General features: G+C 35.2%; 22 protein-coding genes. 1 reads left to right on the forward strand and 21 read right to left on the reverse strand.

The window, feature by feature from the left end:
• Window positions 1-12: 12 nt before the first annotated feature.
• From EV694_RS08220 to EV694_RS08240, 5 genes are all read right to left on the reverse strand, one after another.
• Window positions 13-309 carry a phage baseplate plug family protein gene (locus EV694_RS08220; protein ID WP_132691404.1) on the reverse strand — a complete coding sequence of 99 codons (297 nt, stop codon included), beginning with the start codon at window positions 307-309 and terminating at the stop codon, window positions 13-15.
• 5 nt (window positions 310-314) lie between these two features.
• Window positions 315-1,001, reverse strand: a complete 687-nt coding sequence (locus EV694_RS08225) for a phage baseplate protein (RefSeq protein ID WP_243646010.1) — start codon at window positions 999-1,001, stop codon at window positions 315-317.
• Between the two features lie 99 nt (window positions 1,002-1,100).
• Window positions 1,101-1,517 (reverse strand): type II toxin-antitoxin system HicB family antitoxin, encoded by a 417-nt coding sequence (locus tag EV694_RS08230; protein WP_132691406.1) that lies wholly within the window; start codon window positions 1,515-1,517, stop codon window positions 1,101-1,103.
• A 47-nt stretch (window positions 1,518-1,564) separates the two neighbouring features.
• Window positions 1,565-1,723 (reverse strand): type II toxin-antitoxin system HicA family toxin, encoded by a 159-nt coding sequence (locus EV694_RS08235; RefSeq protein WP_341538825.1) that lies wholly within the window; start codon window positions 1,721-1,723, stop codon window positions 1,565-1,567.
• Between the two features lie 153 nt (window positions 1,724-1,876).
• Complete coding sequence (locus tag EV694_RS08240) at window positions 1,877-2,761, reverse strand: phage antirepressor N-terminal domain-containing protein (protein WP_132691410.1); 885 nt, start codon at window positions 2,759-2,761, stop codon at window positions 1,877-1,879.
• Window positions 2,762-3,341: 580 nt separating this feature from the next.
• Between EV694_RS08240 and EV694_RS08245 the strand changes: the two genes are divergently transcribed.
• Window positions 3,342-3,515, forward strand: coding sequence for a ribbon-helix-helix protein, CopG family (locus tag EV694_RS08245; RefSeq protein ID WP_132691412.1), 174 nt, complete (start codon window positions 3,342-3,344; stop codon window positions 3,513-3,515).
• Window positions 3,516-3,596: 81 nt separating this feature from the next.
• Here the strand turns inward: EV694_RS08245 and EV694_RS10905 are convergent, their stop codons facing one another.
• The 16 genes from EV694_RS10905 to EV694_RS08320 form a co-directional block, all read right to left on the reverse strand.
• Window positions 3,597-3,755, reverse strand: coding sequence for a hypothetical protein (locus EV694_RS10905; protein ID WP_165865513.1), 159 nt, complete (start codon window positions 3,753-3,755; stop codon window positions 3,597-3,599).
• A gap of 112 nt (window positions 3,756-3,867) precedes the next feature.
• Window positions 3,868-4,386: a phage antirepressor N-terminal domain-containing protein gene (locus tag EV694_RS08250; RefSeq protein WP_132691414.1), complete on the reverse strand. Its 519-nt coding sequence runs from the start codon at window positions 4,384-4,386 to the stop codon at window positions 3,868-3,870.
• A 163-nt stretch (window positions 4,387-4,549) separates the two neighbouring features.
• Window positions 4,550-5,851 (reverse strand): TM2 domain-containing protein, encoded by a 1,302-nt coding sequence (locus EV694_RS08255; protein WP_132691416.1) that lies wholly within the window; start codon window positions 5,849-5,851, stop codon window positions 4,550-4,552.
• A gap of 44 nt (window positions 5,852-5,895) precedes the next feature.
• The gene (locus EV694_RS08260) at window positions 5,896-6,591 is read right to left on the reverse strand and encodes an Rv1352/Rv1906c domain-containing protein (RefSeq protein ID WP_132691418.1); all 696 of its coding nucleotides are present in this window, start codon (window positions 6,589-6,591) and stop codon (window positions 5,896-5,898) included.
• Window positions 6,578-9,082 (reverse strand): transglycosylase SLT domain-containing protein, encoded by a 2,505-nt coding sequence (locus tag EV694_RS08265; RefSeq protein WP_132691420.1) that lies wholly within the window; start codon window positions 9,080-9,082, stop codon window positions 6,578-6,580. Before EV694_RS08265 ends, EV694_RS08260 begins: the two co-directional genes overlap by 14 nt.
• A 220-nt stretch (window positions 9,083-9,302) precedes the next feature.
• Window positions 9,303-9,701 carry a hypothetical protein gene (locus EV694_RS08270; protein ID WP_132691422.1) on the reverse strand — a complete coding sequence of 133 codons (399 nt, stop codon included), beginning with the start codon at window positions 9,699-9,701 and terminating at the stop codon, window positions 9,303-9,305.
• 66 nt (window positions 9,702-9,767) lie between these two features.
• Window positions 9,768-10,211: a phage tail fiber protein gene (locus tag EV694_RS08275; protein ID WP_132691424.1), complete on the reverse strand. Its 444-nt coding sequence runs from the start codon at window positions 10,209-10,211 to the stop codon at window positions 9,768-9,770.
• 28 nt (window positions 10,212-10,239) lie between these two features.
• Window positions 10,240-11,718 (reverse strand): DUF3383 domain-containing protein, encoded by a 1,479-nt coding sequence (locus EV694_RS08280; RefSeq protein ID WP_132691426.1) that lies wholly within the window; start codon window positions 11,716-11,718, stop codon window positions 10,240-10,242.
• A 10-nt stretch (window positions 11,719-11,728) separates the two neighbouring features.
• Window positions 11,729-12,229 (reverse strand): phage neck terminator protein, encoded by a 501-nt coding sequence (locus EV694_RS08285; protein WP_132691428.1) that lies wholly within the window; start codon window positions 12,227-12,229, stop codon window positions 11,729-11,731.
• Window positions 12,214-12,594, reverse strand: a complete 381-nt coding sequence (locus EV694_RS08290) for a hypothetical protein (RefSeq protein WP_132691430.1) — start codon at window positions 12,592-12,594, stop codon at window positions 12,214-12,216. Before EV694_RS08290 ends, EV694_RS08285 begins: the two co-directional genes overlap by 16 nt.
• A 4-nt stretch (window positions 12,595-12,598) precedes the next feature.
• Entirely contained in the window at window positions 12,599-13,093 is a 495-nt protein-coding gene (locus EV694_RS08295) for an HK97-gp10 family putative phage morphogenesis protein (RefSeq protein ID WP_132691432.1), read from the reverse strand.
• Entirely contained in the window at window positions 13,090-13,509 is a 420-nt protein-coding gene (locus EV694_RS08300; RefSeq protein ID WP_132691434.1) for a DUF4054 domain-containing protein, read from the reverse strand. The genes EV694_RS08295 and EV694_RS08300 overlap by 4 nt, the downstream gene beginning before the upstream one ends.
• 2 nt (window positions 13,510-13,511) lie before the next feature.
• Window positions 13,512-13,892 (reverse strand): hypothetical protein, encoded by a 381-nt coding sequence (locus EV694_RS08305; RefSeq protein WP_207859811.1) that lies wholly within the window; start codon window positions 13,890-13,892, stop codon window positions 13,512-13,514.
• Between the two features lie 51 nt (window positions 13,893-13,943).
• On the reverse strand, window positions 13,944-15,068 hold the full coding sequence (locus EV694_RS08310; RefSeq protein ID WP_132691436.1) for a major capsid family protein: 1,125 nt from the start codon (window positions 15,066-15,068) through the stop codon (window positions 13,944-13,946).
• A 20-nt stretch (window positions 15,069-15,088) separates the two neighbouring features.
• Window positions 15,089-15,601, reverse strand: a complete 513-nt coding sequence (locus tag EV694_RS08315) for a structural cement protein Gp24 (RefSeq protein WP_132691438.1) — start codon at window positions 15,599-15,601, stop codon at window positions 15,089-15,091.
• 8 nt (window positions 15,602-15,609) lie between these two features.
• Window positions 15,610-16,851: a DUF2213 domain-containing protein gene (locus EV694_RS08320; protein WP_132691440.1), complete on the reverse strand. Its 1,242-nt coding sequence runs from the start codon at window positions 16,849-16,851 to the stop codon at window positions 15,610-15,612.
• Between the last annotated feature and the right edge of the window lie 7 nt (window positions 16,852-16,858).

Genomic DNA, 16,858 nt, shown 5'->3' on the forward strand with positions numbered 1-16,858 from the left:
TCAACTAAGGATTTATAGTTCAGAGTAAATAAGGATAAACCTTGTACCTAATCCAGAATAATGAGGGTCATCTTGCCCTTCCATATCTATGAAAAATAAATTTCCTTTTATTGGCAAATAATCAACACTAATTAATGGCTGAATATTCAAGCATAAACGATTATCCACTATTTTTTCTCCATTCACGCTTACCGTAGCATAAAGCTGTTGTTTATGACGAGTCGCAAGGCTAATCGTTATTTCCTGATTATTTATTTGAATAGAAAACTTTTGATTAGGGATAGCTTGTAACGGTATTTTATGTAACATTTCACTTATATTCCGATAATTGATTTTAAATCTCCTATTCCTTCATTAAGGAATGTCCCAAGTCCTTTTTCTTTTATTTGTCCTACAACATTATTTAATCGTTTTAATAACGAAGGCTCTCGCGTCCCACCAATGCTTTCTGTCGTAATATTTCCTGAATTTTGCTCAGTAGCGGATGTATCAGATTTTGTCGAAGTATATTCTGGTTCAATTTCTCTAATCTCTTGAAGTTTGATATTTACCTTAAGCAATCTCGCACCATCTAACGTTTCCCTCATATAGTTGTAACCTATAATGTTGCAATTTGGATAAATAGCTTCAGGCGTAATAACCATAAATAGATCTGTACTATTGGCAAAGGCTTCAACTAATGCTAAAAAAGCCCCTCGTTCAATAACACCACCACTCCCTTTTGTCATAACAACATCAACAATATAAGGATCGATTACTTTGTTATAACTAGTAAAAGACCCTTTTTCCAAAGGAGCGTTAGATATTTTTGACGTATTCTGATATTTGACTGACTTCACATTATCAGCCAAAAGTAGGGGAATACCATTTTGATCAAATATCCCCCAATAATTTCCAAAAAATTGATTAATAATTTGGGAACCGCCAAACTTAATAATCGCTCCACTGATATTTTGTGGTATGCCCGGTACATTAGGCACACCTATTGAATCCCAAAACATTTTGCACCTTATTTCTTTTAGATAATAAAAAACCGCTCAAGCGAGCGGTTACGGACTTTAGATAATAAAAAAGCCTTGAAAATTCAAGGCATTAATATTTTACTGTGCGGTTTGCTGAAATACCTTATCTGTCGCTAATTTTGCAAGAAAATTACTGCGGTTTTTGTATTCAGGATGAGTCGCCACAAACTTATCAATATGTTGCAATAATAATGACGGCAAAGTGATATTAATTTTTTCAGCTTTTCCCATTAAATGGCTTAAATCAACATCAACAATCCCCCAAGTTAGCCCCACATAATCTTCATTATGAATATGGTTCTCAATGGATGTCGGTTGCGGTATATCTTCCCCGTCTTCTAACATTCCTTTAATATGAAAAGCAATAGCCTGTTTAGCATTATCATAGGCTTCTGCCATGGTATCGCCTGCCGAAAAGCACCCAGGCACATCTGGCACAATCACGCCATAAGCATGATCCTGATCACCGATTTCGATAGCAATTGGATATAACATATTTTTCCTTATATTTCGTTAAGTGGAATACACCTTAATTAAGGGGGTTATTTCAACCCCGCTTGCTTTAATATTGAATTTACAGTTTTTACTGGCAAATCCTTTTTAGGGTGGGGAACTGTAACTCGCCCCTTTTTCTGTTTATGCTTAAATTGATGATGACTTCCTTCAATATTTACTAAAAACCAACCATCTTTTTCTAGCATTTTAATGATTTTTCGGCTTTCCACACTATCCTCTAACTTGTTTAGTTGTGGTTATTATACCCACAAAAGATAAATAATGCAATAAATTTATAGTTATTATACCTACTTTTTAATATTAACCGCACCGAAGTGCGGTCGATTTTCAAAAAATTTCTAGTATTTAGCTATCATTCTTACTCTAGGCTTTATTTCCTCTAACAAGCCGTTTTTAATTTGGTATTCTCGCAAGTATTTTTCGCCCACATCTAAGACAGCATTAAATTCAGCTCTGACATCATAGGCTATGGCGGCAAGATCGTTTCTGGTATAACGATCTATCTTTAATAGCTCAAAAAGCGTTCTATGCAGTGTTTCTGTTTTTTCGCCGAGTTTCTTCGCCAAGCGAGTATGTTTCATAATACCGAGAAAAATAGAGTAGGGCAATTGAATCATCTCTGTATTTTGTTGTTCAATGATTAGCTCGCCCTCTAATGGCAATCTTGCCAATAAACTCACAGCCTCAACGAACTGTTCATCATCAATGTCTTTATAAGACTTACCAAAATGCGTTTTTAACGCAGACCATTGAGCAATAGCCCCTTTGGCTTGCTTGTCTTTCGGCAACCGTTTTGTGCGATCCATTACCAGATCTTTTAAAAACAGTTGGTGTTCTTTCGTGAGTTTTTGTAGGTTAATCTCTCTTTTAGCTTCGCCTTTAAACCAATAATCGTGTAGAGCTTGGTAGCACTCTTTTTTATATTTGATTAAGGTTTCTCTAATTTCTGGTTTTACTCTATTTGTATCAATACCAAATAGCCAACCGTTTAGATATTGGATTGGTAGGCATACCATTTCTTGTTCCCCGCCATTTGTAGGTGTGATCATCACGATCATACCTTTAGAAAGAACTTCATCTCTTTTAATCCTTAGTAATTGGGCGTTCCACGCTAAACCAATATTTTCGCAGATTGGTTTCATCGCAGTGTAGTGTGTACCGTTTTGTTCAAAAGTAACTAGAGATTGACTGTTGAATTGAATTGTTTGAAGTTGAGTGTTCATATAGAACTCCTTTGTTAATTTTCGAAGTTTAAGATTACCCCCATTATAGGATAGGGTTGCCAAGAGGTTCGAAAACCGCCAAAGGAACGGTCGGGATTATTCCCCTTTCGGGTCTTATATTCTCCGCCCTCTCGGCATAGATAGATGTGTATGGTTAATTTGTGAGAAAAAAGAAAAGGAAAACACAAATTTCACGCATAAAAAAACCGCTATGCTATCGGGTGCGGATAACCGCCTTTGGTTTAAGGTTTCGACGCCTTGTTGATGATAATAATAGAATAGGAGTAGGTTGTCAAATAAAAAATATAGTTAAAACTATAAAAAGTATTTTACAACAAATGTAGTTTTAACTATAATTATCATATCTAAAGTAAAGTGCTTTAGAACAAGAAACCGCCCTTGTGGTGAGCGGTCTTAAAAAAGGAGTTAGGATTATGATCTGGAAAATTGCAATCCTAATTATCCTGCTAATGGTGGCAATGCCAGCATTCTAGGATAAACCCGAGGGGGATATGTGAGAGTGTCCCCCAACGGCTCCTACTATAACAACTCAAGTTCTAAAAATCAACAGGAAAGCAATATGGCAATGACAAAAAAAGAAATTCAAGATCGCTCTGATAAAAAACGCGGTGTTCGTATGGTTGGTTTTAAACTGAAAGAAGAAACTATACAGCGTTTAAATGAGCTAAGCGAACGTACCGAAAAATCAAAAACTGCCTTAATTGAGGAGATGATTTTAAATTATCAGGCTTGAACAAGGCAATTATTGTTATGTTTTTTGTCATTATTCAATTATGTAATATCGCTAAAACACGATTGATGTAGAATAATATCACTACATCAAATAAGAATATGCAATCATTAACGCACTAATTCCCAAGCAAGTTGCCAAAATTAATGCTGCATTTGCTAATTTATTCCCTACTTTATCTGCACCTTCTTTACTCATTTTTCCACCTACCTTTACTTGATGTTTTGGTGTATACTTAATCAAAATTGCTCCTTAGTTGCTAAACTTGGATAAGGGGTAAAAGAAAACCCCGATTGTTTGCCGCAATCGGGGTTTATTTTTTATTACGATAACAAGGAGTTAGTTGTCAATGCTATTACATCGGCATAAATAGCTCCATTTGCTTAATCTGTAAAAACTCAACCTCTAACATTGCTTTTTCTTGCTTTCTTTTATTTAGCAATCGACCAGCTTCGCTGCCACGTTCTTTTGATTCTAAGTCCTTTTGTTTCCATTCTAATAATTTATTCTTAACCTCATCACGTCTAGCCACGCCTAACATCCAGTAATCCCATAAAGCTAAGAAACATTCTTCCTGATATTCCTCTAAGCGTGTTTTTAAATCCGCACGCACTTTGTTAGGATTAATTGAAAATAGCCAGCCGTTTAGCTTTTTGATAGGGATACAAAGCATTTCATATTTCTTGCCATCTTTCCCTGTTGTGGTGATATGACCACAACTGAATTTACCAGACTGATCGATTAATTTTCTATGTTGAGACTTCCAATCAAGTCCAATACCTTCAACAATCTCACGCATAGCGACATAGGCTACACCATTGTTACCCACTAATGTGATTTGTTGTCCTAAAAATTCTGCTTTTAATGTTTCCATATGATATGCCTCTTGGATTTTAGATAATAAAAAACCCGACCATTTCTGATCGGGTTGTATTGCCTACAACAAATCTACCTTTACAGGCTTGGCATCTACCAATTTAAAGCTGTCTGATACACAAAAACGAATAAAAATTCTCTTATATAAAATATTTACTATTTTAACTCTTAAAATAAAATGATTTAACTTTATTATTAATCACTAGTAACCTCTGATATTCATCCTCAGCACTTATACTAATATTTTCTATTACTTCTTTTGATAATATTTTCTCTAATTTTGCTAACTTCCTTTTATTTTTACATTTTAATCTATTACTTAATTTATATGAATAGTATGCAGATTCTAAATCCTCTAATTTAAGTAATAAATCTCCTTGTAGAGAATATGCCTCTGCCAAATATTCTAAAAAATGAAGTGTTCCTTCTAAAAAAGATATATAATTTCTAATATATTTAATATATAATCCTATATTATATTTAGTTAGCTCTGTTTCTTCTATCAAACACTCAATATAAAATAGAGAATTATCACTAAAATTAGAAACTTCTTTATGCAAATAAGAAATTCTATCTACCAAATCTCCATTACTACCAATCTCAAACTCATCGCCATACAAACAATAAAATAATCTATTATTCTTATATTCGAATGAACCTTTATAACAATTATATATAGGTATAATAGAAAATAGCTGTTTATTATTTTTCATATCTATGAAAAATAATTTATTTGCATCATCAGTTGATGAATTAGCTAGATATATAAGTAGATAGTTAGAAAAATGATAATATTTTGACACTAACGCTGTTAATTTTCTTTTATAAATAACTTTACCATATTCTTTGTAAATAATAATAGTAGCTAGTTCTTTTATTTTCTTCTCTATAATCAACTCATTTTCTTTCTCTGTATTTTCTAATGATTCTTCTGTTAATGAAACATTGCCAATAAACTCATCAATAACTAATTTAGACGCCGTTCCTCTTTCTATTATTAATGGCTTTATACATTGATTTTGTTGACTTCTTAACTCATAACTACTTGCCTTGATTTTAGTAATTGTTTTAATAGAGTTTAAGTGATTTAATATTTTTGCTCTCTTTCTACACAAAAATAAATCAAGTAATACAATAATAAAACTATATGGTGTTATTAATAATAGTGGAAATAAAAATACTAATTTAAGAATACCAAGGAAATTATCATTTAAATAAAATCGATCTACACCTATCAATCCGAAAAAGAGGGAAAAAAACGTTAACTTATGTATAGAGTATAAATGAGTATTACTCCAAAATTTTAGCTTATCTTCCATAGATAAGCTATTATATTGACTTCCAACTTCAAGTAATCCATCTACAGTGAACCATCGAGTCAAATATGGCTTATTTGTTAATACATCATAGAAATTTGCTTCTCTATCAGAATGGCTTTTCAATTTTCTTCGCTTTCTATACACTTTTCCTCCATTGATAATATTCAATGTAACGATAAGTCATTTAGTTAATTTACTAAAGTAAAAGTCGCTCTACTAACTTCTAAATATTGCCCTTTTTTAACAGTAACATAAGTCATATTATTAAATGCTCCTCCAGTAACAATTGAAGATAACTTATTACCAGAATCTAAATATACTCTATAAAATCCACCATACTTATTACTATCTTCTATTAATTTATACTCTCCTTCGGGAATATCTACACCTACTTTATAAGTGCCTTCGTTCCAGACAGCTTTCATTTTGTTTTTGATAGCAGATTGCTCGGAATTTGTTCGATGATGTTCCCAAATTTTACAGAGCATTTCTTTCATATCAATATTTTGTATACACTGCCATTTGTCCGACAACGAATTAGATCTCTTAAATTCATTTGTTAAAGAGAATACTTCCGCTTTATATTCAATAGGATATCTAAGCGTTTCAAAAATAGCTTCCCCTAAATAATAAGGATTATTAGGAGTAAATTTATAGCTAACAAAATAGTTGTCCTTTAACGTTGCTACATAATAATCGCCACCAATTTTATCTTGAGAGCTAATATCAATAATACAATGCACTTCCTGTATAGATTGCCCATCTGGAGAATATAAACATATATCTTGAAAAGAAGCATAGCTAAGGGGAGTTGAAAAAGTTAGTAATAATCCTAGGATTAACTTAAAAAAGTATTTACAGTGTTTCATATCAATGTAATCCATTATTAAATGCCATAACGTCAATATGCTGTTGTATTGCATTTACTGCGTCTTTCGATGTACCAGAAATGGTACTCGCAGAGGATTGTACATTTAAACCCCCATTAATGACAACCTCTGTATGGCGATTATGTTGAATATTTTGTGGACCACTATATCCCATCGCATTATTTACAAACTCTGTGGCTCTCATTGCGGCAGAAATCGCATAATTATTACGATTTATTTCGGGCACAGGGGCAACATTATTCACATTATTTGCCATATCATAATGGGTTTGAAATCTTCCTTTCTGGTATGTTAAGAACTCCGCAGGGGTCATTCCTTCTTTCATACCATTCTTACGCATAATATCAATTAAAGAGGAATCGGCGTTTCCTGAAAGAGCTTTTCTTAGTCCTGACGCCCCAATATTATGTGCCATATAAATATTAGCAGGGGTAATTTCAATACCTGCATTTAATAGCTGTTTACGATTATTTCTTACATAGAGAGCGGTTGCCAATGTATTAACACGATTATTACGTCTTGGATCATTACTTGTTCCTTTATTTTCTTCAGTAACAAGCTGCATACCAATCCTTTTCCCGTCAGCTGAATTAGCTAACTCATTCCAAGTTCGTGTCGTAAATTGCCCAACACCAATAGCCCCCGTTGGCGAGTCCTTACCCGTCCAACCACTTTCCATTTTAATTAAACCTCGCAATGTTTTTTCATCAACATTCCACATTTCAGCCGCTTCTTTAATATAACTATCAATATCAGCACCGAACCCCGTAAAGCCACTTTTAATTGTTCTTGGTTTGCCCGTTGCTCCCTCTCGGTTATAAATATCCATTTGGGTTAAAGAGTTGGGGGAGTTGGGGTCATGTCCAGTTAGATCATCAATAAATGGTTTTAAGCCTTCGATATAAAAAGGATTTAGTTTGCCATTCATCCATTTAACACTTTTTGCAACAGTGTAAAAATTTTTATCAGATTTTAATTCAAATAGTGAATAGAAAGGGTTTATTTTGTTTTGAGCCCATTTAGCTGTAGAATAAATAGCCTCATTAGCAATAGCAAAAGCATCGCTAAATCTCCCCTCTTTTAAGGCATTAACTATATCTCCAATTTTTCCTAGAGCAGGTAATACCGAAATATAAATTTCTTGGGCTAAATTAGAAAAACCATTGATTAAAGATTCTACGGTAATTTTGTTATCCTCAATAAAGCCTTTTGCTGTTAGCCACGCTTTGCCATTCTCAACTTTTTTCTCCCAATCAGTATAATATTCTTTTAATCGGTTAAATGCTTTTCCTAAATTTTTTAGGGAAAATTCTGTCCCATTAATATATCCGATAAAAACACCCCAATTAAAAAGCGAATCACCACCTTCAGCCCAAGTTTGGTAGTCATCAAATAATAAACCAAAGGCAGCAGCTAGACCTAATATAACTAAAATCATTGTTGAATAGGGAGCAATAAATGCAAATGTAGCAGCAGTAGCTCGCCATAATGTAGGAATTAATACCGTTGTTAAAATCCCTGATAGGGATAAGAAAAAGCCTTGTATTAATCCCTCATGTTTCATTAAAAAGTTGAACAGTTTCTCAATAATTTCAGAAATAGTGAGTAATGCAGGAGCGGCAGCATTGCCAATCATTAATTTCATTGCCTCAAACTGTTGGTTAATCGTTTTCGTTGATTTTACCAATCTACGGCTTACCTCAATATCTTTTTGCTTAGAACGATACATAGAGGATTGTTGTAAGAGAAATTTTTGAACCTCATTCCGCCCTTGTTTTAATAGATTGAATGTATCTTCATCAATCCCCATAGATTGGGCTATGCTAAAGGCTTTTGTTGTTTCCATTACACTAAAACGATCGGCAAGTTCAAGTAAAAGCGCATTTAAATCTTTGATCTTGCCATTCGTTTCAAAGGGCATAATATCTAATGTGGTAAAGAATTTAATAATTGAGTCATCACCCATTACCGCAAAACGTGTTAGCCCACTAGATAATCCTTTAATCGTGCTTAACATACCATTTGCTGAGCCACCTGCCATTTCAGCGGCACCTGACCAATTAACAAGGCTATCATAGGCTACGCCAATATTTTTAGATAAATTATTTAATCCAACATTCACGTCTGCGGACTGCATTGCTAATCTTTTCAATGCCGTTGTTGAAGCAAAAATAGTACCAATAGCCCCAAGTTGTTTACCTGTTTTAGTTAAGACTTCAAGTAAACTTTTTGCTTGCGTATTGTTCTTTTTAATTTGTTTTTCATTATTCTTTAACTCTTTTTCTACTTTCTTAAGTGGTTCAACAGTTTTACCCACTTTATCTTGCATTTCATCAAAAGTATCTTGAGTTTCCTCTACGGTATTTTGTAAACCGAATAATTCTTTTTCAAAACGCTCTAAAAAAGCAATAATTTTCGCACCATCAGAAGATAATTTATCTTTAATGCCAATTTCAAGAAAAAGTGAATCAATAATATTTGTCATAATGAAAAACCTTAAAAAAGAACAAAGGGCTATTAACGATGTTTAGCCGTTTTATTTTGGTTATAGGAATCAACGCTAATCACTTCAAGCAAATCTAAAGCGTCTTCTAAGCTATAAACTGTTTGTAATTCGTGTAACGTTGCAAGCCTATATGAAACGATCATACCAACGGTATAAGTTAAATTAATGTATGCCTCACCAGAATTTGGTTTTCCTACCCCTAAATCTGGATATTGGCGTCTTTCAAAAAATCAATGTGTAACATTAATGCTTCTTTACGCAAGTACCATAATGTAGTGAAATCCTGTACATCATTGAGGGTTAAATCTAATTGACGGGGAACACCGCCTTCTGGAATGATTTTGACGCAATCAAGTAATTCATCTAATAAGGGAATCGCTTTTTCTTCATCAATATTTTGCAAAGCTGATAACAAGACTGCACTGATCCCCAACATACCTACTTGTGCATTTGGTACTTTAATTCCTGCATTTGATAAAGCAATTAACACTTTCATTGCCCATTTATCTGCTTTTGCGACAGGCATTTCAGTAATTAAAAAATTAACTCCTGCATCTCGCCCTTTTTGAATAGTAACTTTTTTCTCTTTTAATGACATTTTCCACCTCTTAAAAAACAAAAGCCCGATAAAATCGAGCTTTTACATAATCATTTTAACAATCACTTAAATATCTTCCGCACCATTATTTACAACACGAAACGTGTAGGTTACTGAGTCAAGAAGTTTCTTCGCATTTGTACCGCCTGGAATATTTACCATAAAACCAGATGAACTATATCGCTTTCCAATAGATGGAATTTCACAAGAAAACTCTAACGCAACCGTTTCCTGCGTGTTGTTAATATGGTTGATTAGCTTATCAAAGTATGAACAACTTGGGCTATTGGCTTGCAATTGGATATTTAAATCCACCTCGTAAGGTGTAAATCCGCCTGATTGAATACCATCAACCCCTAATACGGTTTCGCCAATTTGCCCTTGTCCATAATCAAAGGCATTATCTGCCGCATATTGTTCCATTTTTACCCAATTATCATTAAAGCCTTTTGCTCTAACTTGCAAAATACTATTTGCTGAGGTAAGTGTTTTTTCTGTATTGGTACGCATTTTTAATCCTTAATGATATGAAAAATAATTACTGAACATTAATTGAAGCCAAATTAATTGATTGCACGCTACCACCATCGGTGTACCATAACTTCATTGGATTTGATTGACGAACACCTCGAGTTTGTGCTGTCGCCTTTTCAATAAGCAAACAATAACCTCGTGTTTCAATCATACTGGCGGCATCAAATCCAGCTTCTCGGTTAATAATGGCTTTTTGTTGCTCACTTAATGATACGCCGATTTGAATTGAACCAAAATTTAATGCTTCATTAATTGGATCGGTACAAGCTGCACGTTGTAATGCAATGCCGTCAGCGTTATATGGAATAGATTTTGCGGAAGTCAACAAAGTCATTAATGCGAGTTGTAATTGGCTATTAATTCGGATTTGGTTGACGAAAGCATCAATCCATTTCCATTTCCCCGGCATTTGCCCTGGCGATAAAAATAAAAAGCGATCATTTGCGGTAGCCCAAGCTCCATAGAAGTTATAACCATTTTCCTCTAAATTTTTCGCTATTGTTGCCTCTGTAACATCCGCACTTAAACCTGATTGCCCTTTAAATTTTAAGGTAATCCGCCCTTGTCGTTCAGTAAAATCAATGGAAGCGATAGTGCCACACACAAAAGCGGCTTTATCAACGCCCCCATAAATAGGACAACAACCACTAAACTCACTTTCTTTTAATTTAGCCCCAAAACAAGTGGTATTTCCTGTTAATGTAGCCTCTTCTTCAAATCCCCAACCTACATATAAGAATCGCTCATTCTGGTTATTTACCCATTCAGCGAAAGCTATTTTTTCCTCTAAAGATGGCTCAAAAATTGTGGTAAACGTTGCCCAGTTTAATGTAGAACTTGTAACAGATTGCATCACACTAACTGGCGTACTTTTTCCTGATCCTTGGGAAATCACTGCACCCGTCTTTTGAGTTAATTTCAATTTTTCTGCTACGGCACCTTTAGCATACGAAATAGATGATGTTGTCCCTTTGGTCGGTGAGGTAATTTTAAATGCTTGCAGTTGAGTATCAAAACTTACCTTACCAACACCAAGTGCTGTTGTCATTTTTTCCGCCGCTTTAGAAAAACTTGTTACGCTACTTAAATCCAAGCTTGTTACTTTCTTCTCTGTGCCGTCAATGGTTAAGGTTAATTCACCATTAATCGCTTTTAAGTCATCAAGTGATAATGACTTTAATGAGCCACCAAGTAAAAAAGCCTCTTCGTCTGCTGAATTATAGGCACAGAAAAACAATGTACCGGGCTTGATCGTGGAATTATCATAGCCATTAAAATAAATGGCTGCTGCTTTATATTCCTCCGAAGTTAAGCCAAAATAATCTCCTACAGAGTCCGCTGTCGCAAAAGAAACAACCTGCCCCGTAGGTAAATTATCATTTTTACTAATAAAAACCGCATTCATTGATAATGGCGATCCACCTGAACTTAATACTGCAGGGGTTACATTAACAATTTGTGATGCTGGAATTGAATTAAACATATTAAAATCCTCACAATTGATTAATTTCGATGTTTGATGAAGTGATAAACTCTTGATGATGCGTTAATGCAGGGTTATAGTTAAAAAATGCTGTCAATGTCCAACGGTTTTCATATTCCGAAGCCTCATTAATAAATTGCATAAATTTAGGCTCATCGCAATAAAGTGGCTGGCCACAACTAAAACGTTCACAAGCATAAAAATCTCGCCATAAAACAGAAAATGTTTTTGCATTTTTAGCGGCATTTTCTCCGTAAAAATCTAACTGCAACATAATTTCTGCGGTTTGAACAACTTCTGCACTACTCTCATCTATGTTGTAATTATGCCTTGTCGTTGATAATGCCCTTTCATTAATGATATTCATCAAAATAAAATCGCCATTAGGCAATGGCACATTATTGCTATACCCTCTGATTACGTTATCTTCATGCAAATTAAAAAGCCCAAGCAAAAATGCTCGGACTTCTCGGTAAATATCCTCATAAGTTATATTTAACTTTGCCGACATACCACCACCTTGCACCAGTTAGGAAAAGATTCGGAAACAGATTTAATTAGCCATTCAGATGGTTCATTTTCTCCAAAAGCTTTAAATATTAATTTATCAGCACCTTTATTTGATATACGTCGTAGTACATGAATTTGTCCTGATACATAAACATTTAATAGCTGACCTTGTTGAGCTAATGAGTCAAATAGTTGTAAGTCAAATGAACTTAAACTTTGAGCTTGGATCATGACTTTATGCTCTTCATAAGCAGATACTCGCTTTCCTGTGTCATCAGTTTTATAACCAATATTTAACTTGAGTTTTGCTGAAATATTAGGATTAACCGCTGTAATAGCTTGATTAGCGATATGATGAAGATCCATTGTGTTATTCTCCCTCAACAACTTGGCTAGATATGGATGTAACTAATAATCCGCTATCTATTAATGGCTTAATAGATACTGATTTAGGTCTTTTACGTCTTCCTTTCGCATTTTTTTGATGAGCTTTTCGATTTCTAGCTATTTTAGTTGCCAGAGATAAAGGCGGAGAGTGAATATTACTTATTGTTTCTACAATATCCGCCGCTGCAATTTCGCCAAGAATTTCTAGAACTGACTCAACATCATTACCACGCTTCAACAATGCCGTTGCTTTTCCAGCCCATGTTGTTTTTTTAGTAGCTATGGTTGGTCTAAAAAAAGGTCTTGGGGGAATATGCTCACTACCATACTCTTGAATTGCAGCAATATAAGCAACCGGATTACCATTTTCATAATGCTGGTTCTCAATCACTCCCACTCTTACGCTTTTTTGTTCTCCGCTTTTTACAGCATTTATGTAATGTTTCAGTTTTGCCGTAAATTTTGCAGCTTTACTCATACAAATACACCACCTACTTTACGAACAGCTTGACGTTCAGGTAATCCACCAATAAAACATCCTACCGCTCCTACACTATTCAATAATGCCCATAATTGAACACCATAAGGAGAAGTAGATAACCAAAACTCCCAACCATTTTTTGTTGTAGGTGTAGAGAATGAAACACTCACACTTCCTTGTGAAGCTGATTGAACTGTTCCTGATGCACCATTATTACTTTTGGTACTTTGGCTTACACTAAATAATAAATGTGCTGTCATTAGGTTTAATGCTAAAGAAAAACGTTCTCCATTTAATAACCAACTTTCCGATAAATAACTTTTTGCTAGGTTTCCCCAAGTTTCTATCATTTCATCTGGAAATGCTTCTCCAACAAAAGCAGGGAAAATACGGCGGAAAACCTGAATATCCATTTTTATTCCTCGTTATTAGTTACTACTGTCACTTCACTATTTTTAGAACGATTCATTTTCCTGATTTTTTCATCCGTTAAAGGGGAGCCACCATCGTCCTGATTCATCACTGACGCTACTTTATCCACATCTGATTTTTTATCTTGAACCACGATAAACCCTTTTTCTTTATGTAAGCGGAATACAGGATTACTTTCTAAAATATCAAGTTCCTCTTTAGAAACTTCTGTAACTACACCCATAGGCGTAATAAAGCGATCATTCATTACACCTGCACCACCTTTGATTAATATCCCTTTAGAAGGAACTTGAATATCACTATTGGTTTTTGTATAAGAAGTGTAACGGTTATCACAAGATAATGTTGAAAATACGTAAGGCATAATTAATTTCTCCTAAATAATAAAAAGCCCGATGTTACTCGGGCAATATCATTAAATACCTGTTGCTCGATAGACGGCATAAGGGCGTTTACACATTACACCTGCTGTGGCATTAGTGTAATCCTCAACGACTGATTTTGCTTTTTGCTCAATACCTAACGCCATAAATTTGGCAGGGACAGCTTGAACCCAAACACGATTATCATCTGTTGCACCGTCCTCAATATTTTCAGCATATAGATAAAAGACATTTGCACCACCATTTGCCCCATTCAAATGAGGGGTAACACAAATTCGGCATTTAGGATAAGTTTTACTGATCCACTCCTTAACGCTATTGCCATATTCAGAAGTAACACTTAAGAATGTTGAACAATTTGTAGGAAGAGCCAAACAAGTTGGTGTTTGTTCAGCATCAACAACCCCTTGTGATTGGATTTGCAATTGAGTAAAGGCTTGGCGAATGTCCGCAGTAATTTCTAAAAACGTTTTTTTATCCCAAGTCGTGGCGGAACCTGCGCCCGTAGCCACAGTAATATAAGCAGGAAGAGACGGATCGTTTAAGAAACCATAAGTACGAACATTCGGTGCATTATATCCAAAAAAGCCTACGTTATTACGTTGCATTTCTAAAGCTAGCTCTGCAGCCGCACGTTTTTCTGCGGCACTGTTTAATCGCATTGCACCTGCTCTCGCTTCCTCTAAACGTCCAACGCTAATACCTTTTTCAAAGCGTACGATTGTACGGCGTTCAAAACCTGCATTATAGCTTGAGAATGGCACATTAGATGTGTCGCCATAAGGTACTGCGTCCCCCATAGTTTCTAACACGCCTTGTACAACCTCTTCATCATGCCATTCGCCGACAGTCATAATACCGATAAGCTCATCAATTTTACGAGGTGCAAAGGCTGCTCGAACAAATCCAGGTAACCAAGCTTGTAAAAATTGAACTGGAACACCAGAATTTGCCGTAAATACTCCACCGTTCACATCATCCATAGCAAATGCTTGTGGCGCTTTACGTAAATACTCATTAGAAAAACCAATACCGACCTTTTGTAAGGCTTTATAATTCGGAACATCCGCAGCATCCATAGTAATAAGCGGTCTATTTTCCGAAATACATTCAGCGACTCGGCGTCCGCTAATATATCCATGTTCTTTTGATAACATTAAAATCCCCTTTGTATAAGTTAATTAGTTAAACGGATCACAGTAAGCCCACCAGCGGCTGTTACTGGATAACGATAAATAACAGCATTAGGCACAAACGCTTTACCAGCTCCCGCTGTTGCAGTTCCTGCCGCTACGGTTGATAATTCCCCTGTCGTTGTATCATAAACAACAAGATCACCAACAGCACATTTCGTTGAGACTTTTACAACAACATCTCCCATCGTGATAAAGTCACCATGTTGATTATCTGGAATATTTAATGTTGGCTCTAATGTGCCTGCCTCTGTACCATACGAAATACTTTCTTTAGGATTGGCTAAAATCCCTGCAAATACTCGCCCTGAACTGATTTCGCCACCAACTTTTGCAATATTGGTTGATGCGTCTTTCGTGAAGCAATATCCGTAGATATTTTTTTGCCCACTACCTGATTGAATAAGCAAACTTTCAGCTCTCGTTGGCGAATTTAAGTGAATATCCCCAGGAACGCCAAAACCTTGCTCAGTTTGAACTGTTTTTTGAAACGCCATAATGTCTCCTATTTTGTTAATTGTTTATCTACAAACGAATTATCCGTTTTATCCATCGCTGAAGTAGTTACTTGTTTGTTAATTGGGGTGCGATGAGTCATATAACCTGTAAGCATAGCTAATTCTTGCCCTCGATTTGCTTTTAAACCCAGTTTTTTACAGGCATAAATAGCAATATCATTGGCATCCATTGCTGAGCAATCAAAAGCACCGGTAAAGCCTGATACTTGTTGATATAATTTATTTTTCTTCGCAATTTCAGTCATTGCTAATTTTGCAACATCTGCCGCATCCATACTTTCAGCTTCTTTTGCTTTATTATCAGATTCTAGGGTATTATCCTCGTCATCTTCTGATTGTGTTTCTTTATTTGAGCCTGCTTTTAATTCAGCAACTTCTTTCGATAAATTTTCAACAACACTAATCAATTTTTCCAATGGACCTAGTTTTTCTTCCTCATCATCAGAACTAAACTCATCCTTTTCATTTGGTTCTTGATCTGAGGTATCAGGATCATTGTCATTTTCTAAATCATTAATGGAATTATCTTCACTAGATTGTTTAACCTCTTCAACTTTCGCCGATAACGCTGCGATCTGTTCTGGTGTTAATCCTTGAAGTTGTTCCAATAGTTCTTCTAAAGTCATTTGTTTTCTCTCCATAAAAGAATCACAAGTAAAATTAAATTGTCCAAGGTTTACATCATCGTGATCTAACACTCGAACATCTCCGCCCATCCTGCCACTCTCTACAAGGGCTAGATGATTTCCTCTTAAATCCCGTTGTATATAATCATAAAGTTGCCCATTCCATACACCGGGATTATGCTCATAACGGCAACGATAACCGAGCGATAATTCTTTCTTACCATTCTCAATTTTTCGTGCCAATGTTTCTGAAAATGCTTTAATATTTCCGTATAAAATACCGTCTTTAAAATAAACATCTTCGCCAATCACACCGCTTACACCTTTTTTTTCAGCAGGCGTCATTCCTATATTTTCGCTACCTAACATAGCGTGATCATCAACCCAAGGGACTAATTTGAAACTGTCAATGGCTTGTTGATTTGATAGTTCACTTGCTGGCCTATAAACGGCATATAATTTATTTAAATCTGGCGGTTGTTCACCATTGGGTAATCTGATTGCCGATCCTCTGTAAAAGAAAACCCCCTCTTTACTGAGGGGGTTATTTCTTACTTCGAACCAGCCATTATTATCAATATCTTTTTTGTCTTGTCCTATCATTGATGAT

The sequence above is a fragment of the Volucribacter psittacicida genome (assembly GCF_004339025.1).
Classification (GTDB): domain Bacteria; phylum Pseudomonadota; class Gammaproteobacteria; order Enterobacterales; family Pasteurellaceae; genus Volucribacter; species Volucribacter psittacicida.

Coding starts and splice junctions, on each gene's coding strand:
- EV694_RS08220 (WP_132691404.1), bottom strand. CDS start 309: ATGTTACATAAAATACCGTTACAAGCTATCCCTAATCAAAAGTTTTCT.
- EV694_RS08225 (WP_243646010.1), bottom strand. CDS start 1,001: ATGTTTTGGGATTCAATAGGTGTGCCTAATGTACCGGGCATACCACAA.
- EV694_RS08230 (WP_132691406.1), bottom strand. CDS start 1,517: ATGTTATATCCAATTGCTATCGAAATCGGTGATCAGGATCATGCTTAT.
- EV694_RS08235 (WP_341538825.1), bottom strand. CDS start 1,723: ATGCTAGAAAAAGATGGTTGGTTTTTAGTAAATATTGAAGGAAGTCAT.
- EV694_RS08240 (WP_132691410.1), bottom strand. CDS start 2,761: ATGAACACTCAACTTCAAACAATTCAATTCAACAGTCAATCTCTAGTT.
- EV694_RS08245 (WP_132691412.1), top strand. CDS start 3,342: ATGGCAATGACAAAAAAAGAAATTCAAGATCGCTCTGATAAAAAACGC.
- EV694_RS08250 (WP_132691414.1), bottom strand. CDS start 4,386: ATGGAAACATTAAAAGCAGAATTTTTAGGACAACAAATCACATTAGTG.
- EV694_RS08260 (WP_132691418.1), bottom strand. CDS start 6,591: ATGGATTACATTGATATGAAACACTGTAAATACTTTTTTAAGTTAATC.
- EV694_RS08265 (WP_132691420.1), bottom strand. CDS start 9,082: ATGACAAATATTATTGATTCACTTTTTCTTGAAATTGGCATTAAAGAT.
- EV694_RS08270 (WP_132691422.1), bottom strand. CDS start 9,701: ATGTCATTAAAAGAGAAAAAAGTTACTATTCAAAAAGGGCGAGATGCA.
- EV694_RS08275 (WP_132691424.1), bottom strand. CDS start 10,211: ATGCGTACCAATACAGAAAAAACACTTACCTCAGCAAATAGTATTTTG.
- EV694_RS08280 (WP_132691426.1), bottom strand. CDS start 11,718: ATGTTTAATTCAATTCCAGCATCACAAATTGTTAATGTAACCCCTGCA.
- EV694_RS08285 (WP_132691428.1), bottom strand. CDS start 12,229: ATGTCGGCAAAGTTAAATATAACTTATGAGGATATTTACCGAGAAGTC.
- EV694_RS08290 (WP_132691430.1), bottom strand. CDS start 12,594: ATGGATCTTCATCATATCGCTAATCAAGCTATTACAGCGGTTAATCCT.
- EV694_RS08295 (WP_132691432.1), bottom strand. CDS start 13,093: ATGAGTAAAGCTGCAAAATTTACGGCAAAACTGAAACATTACATAAAT.
- EV694_RS08300 (WP_132691434.1), bottom strand. CDS start 13,509: ATGGATATTCAGGTTTTCCGCCGTATTTTCCCTGCTTTTGTTGGAGAA.
- EV694_RS08305 (WP_207859811.1), bottom strand. CDS start 13,892: ATGCCTTACGTATTTTCAACATTATCTTGTGATAACCGTTACACTTCT.
- EV694_RS08310 (WP_132691436.1), bottom strand. CDS start 15,068: ATGTTATCAAAAGAACATGGATATATTAGCGGACGCCGAGTCGCTGAA.
- EV694_RS08315 (WP_132691438.1), bottom strand. CDS start 15,601: ATGGCGTTTCAAAAAACAGTTCAAACTGAGCAAGGTTTTGGCGTTCCT.
- EV694_RS08320 (WP_132691440.1), bottom strand. CDS start 16,851: ATGATAGGACAAGACAAAAAAGATATTGATAATAATGGCTGGTTCGAA.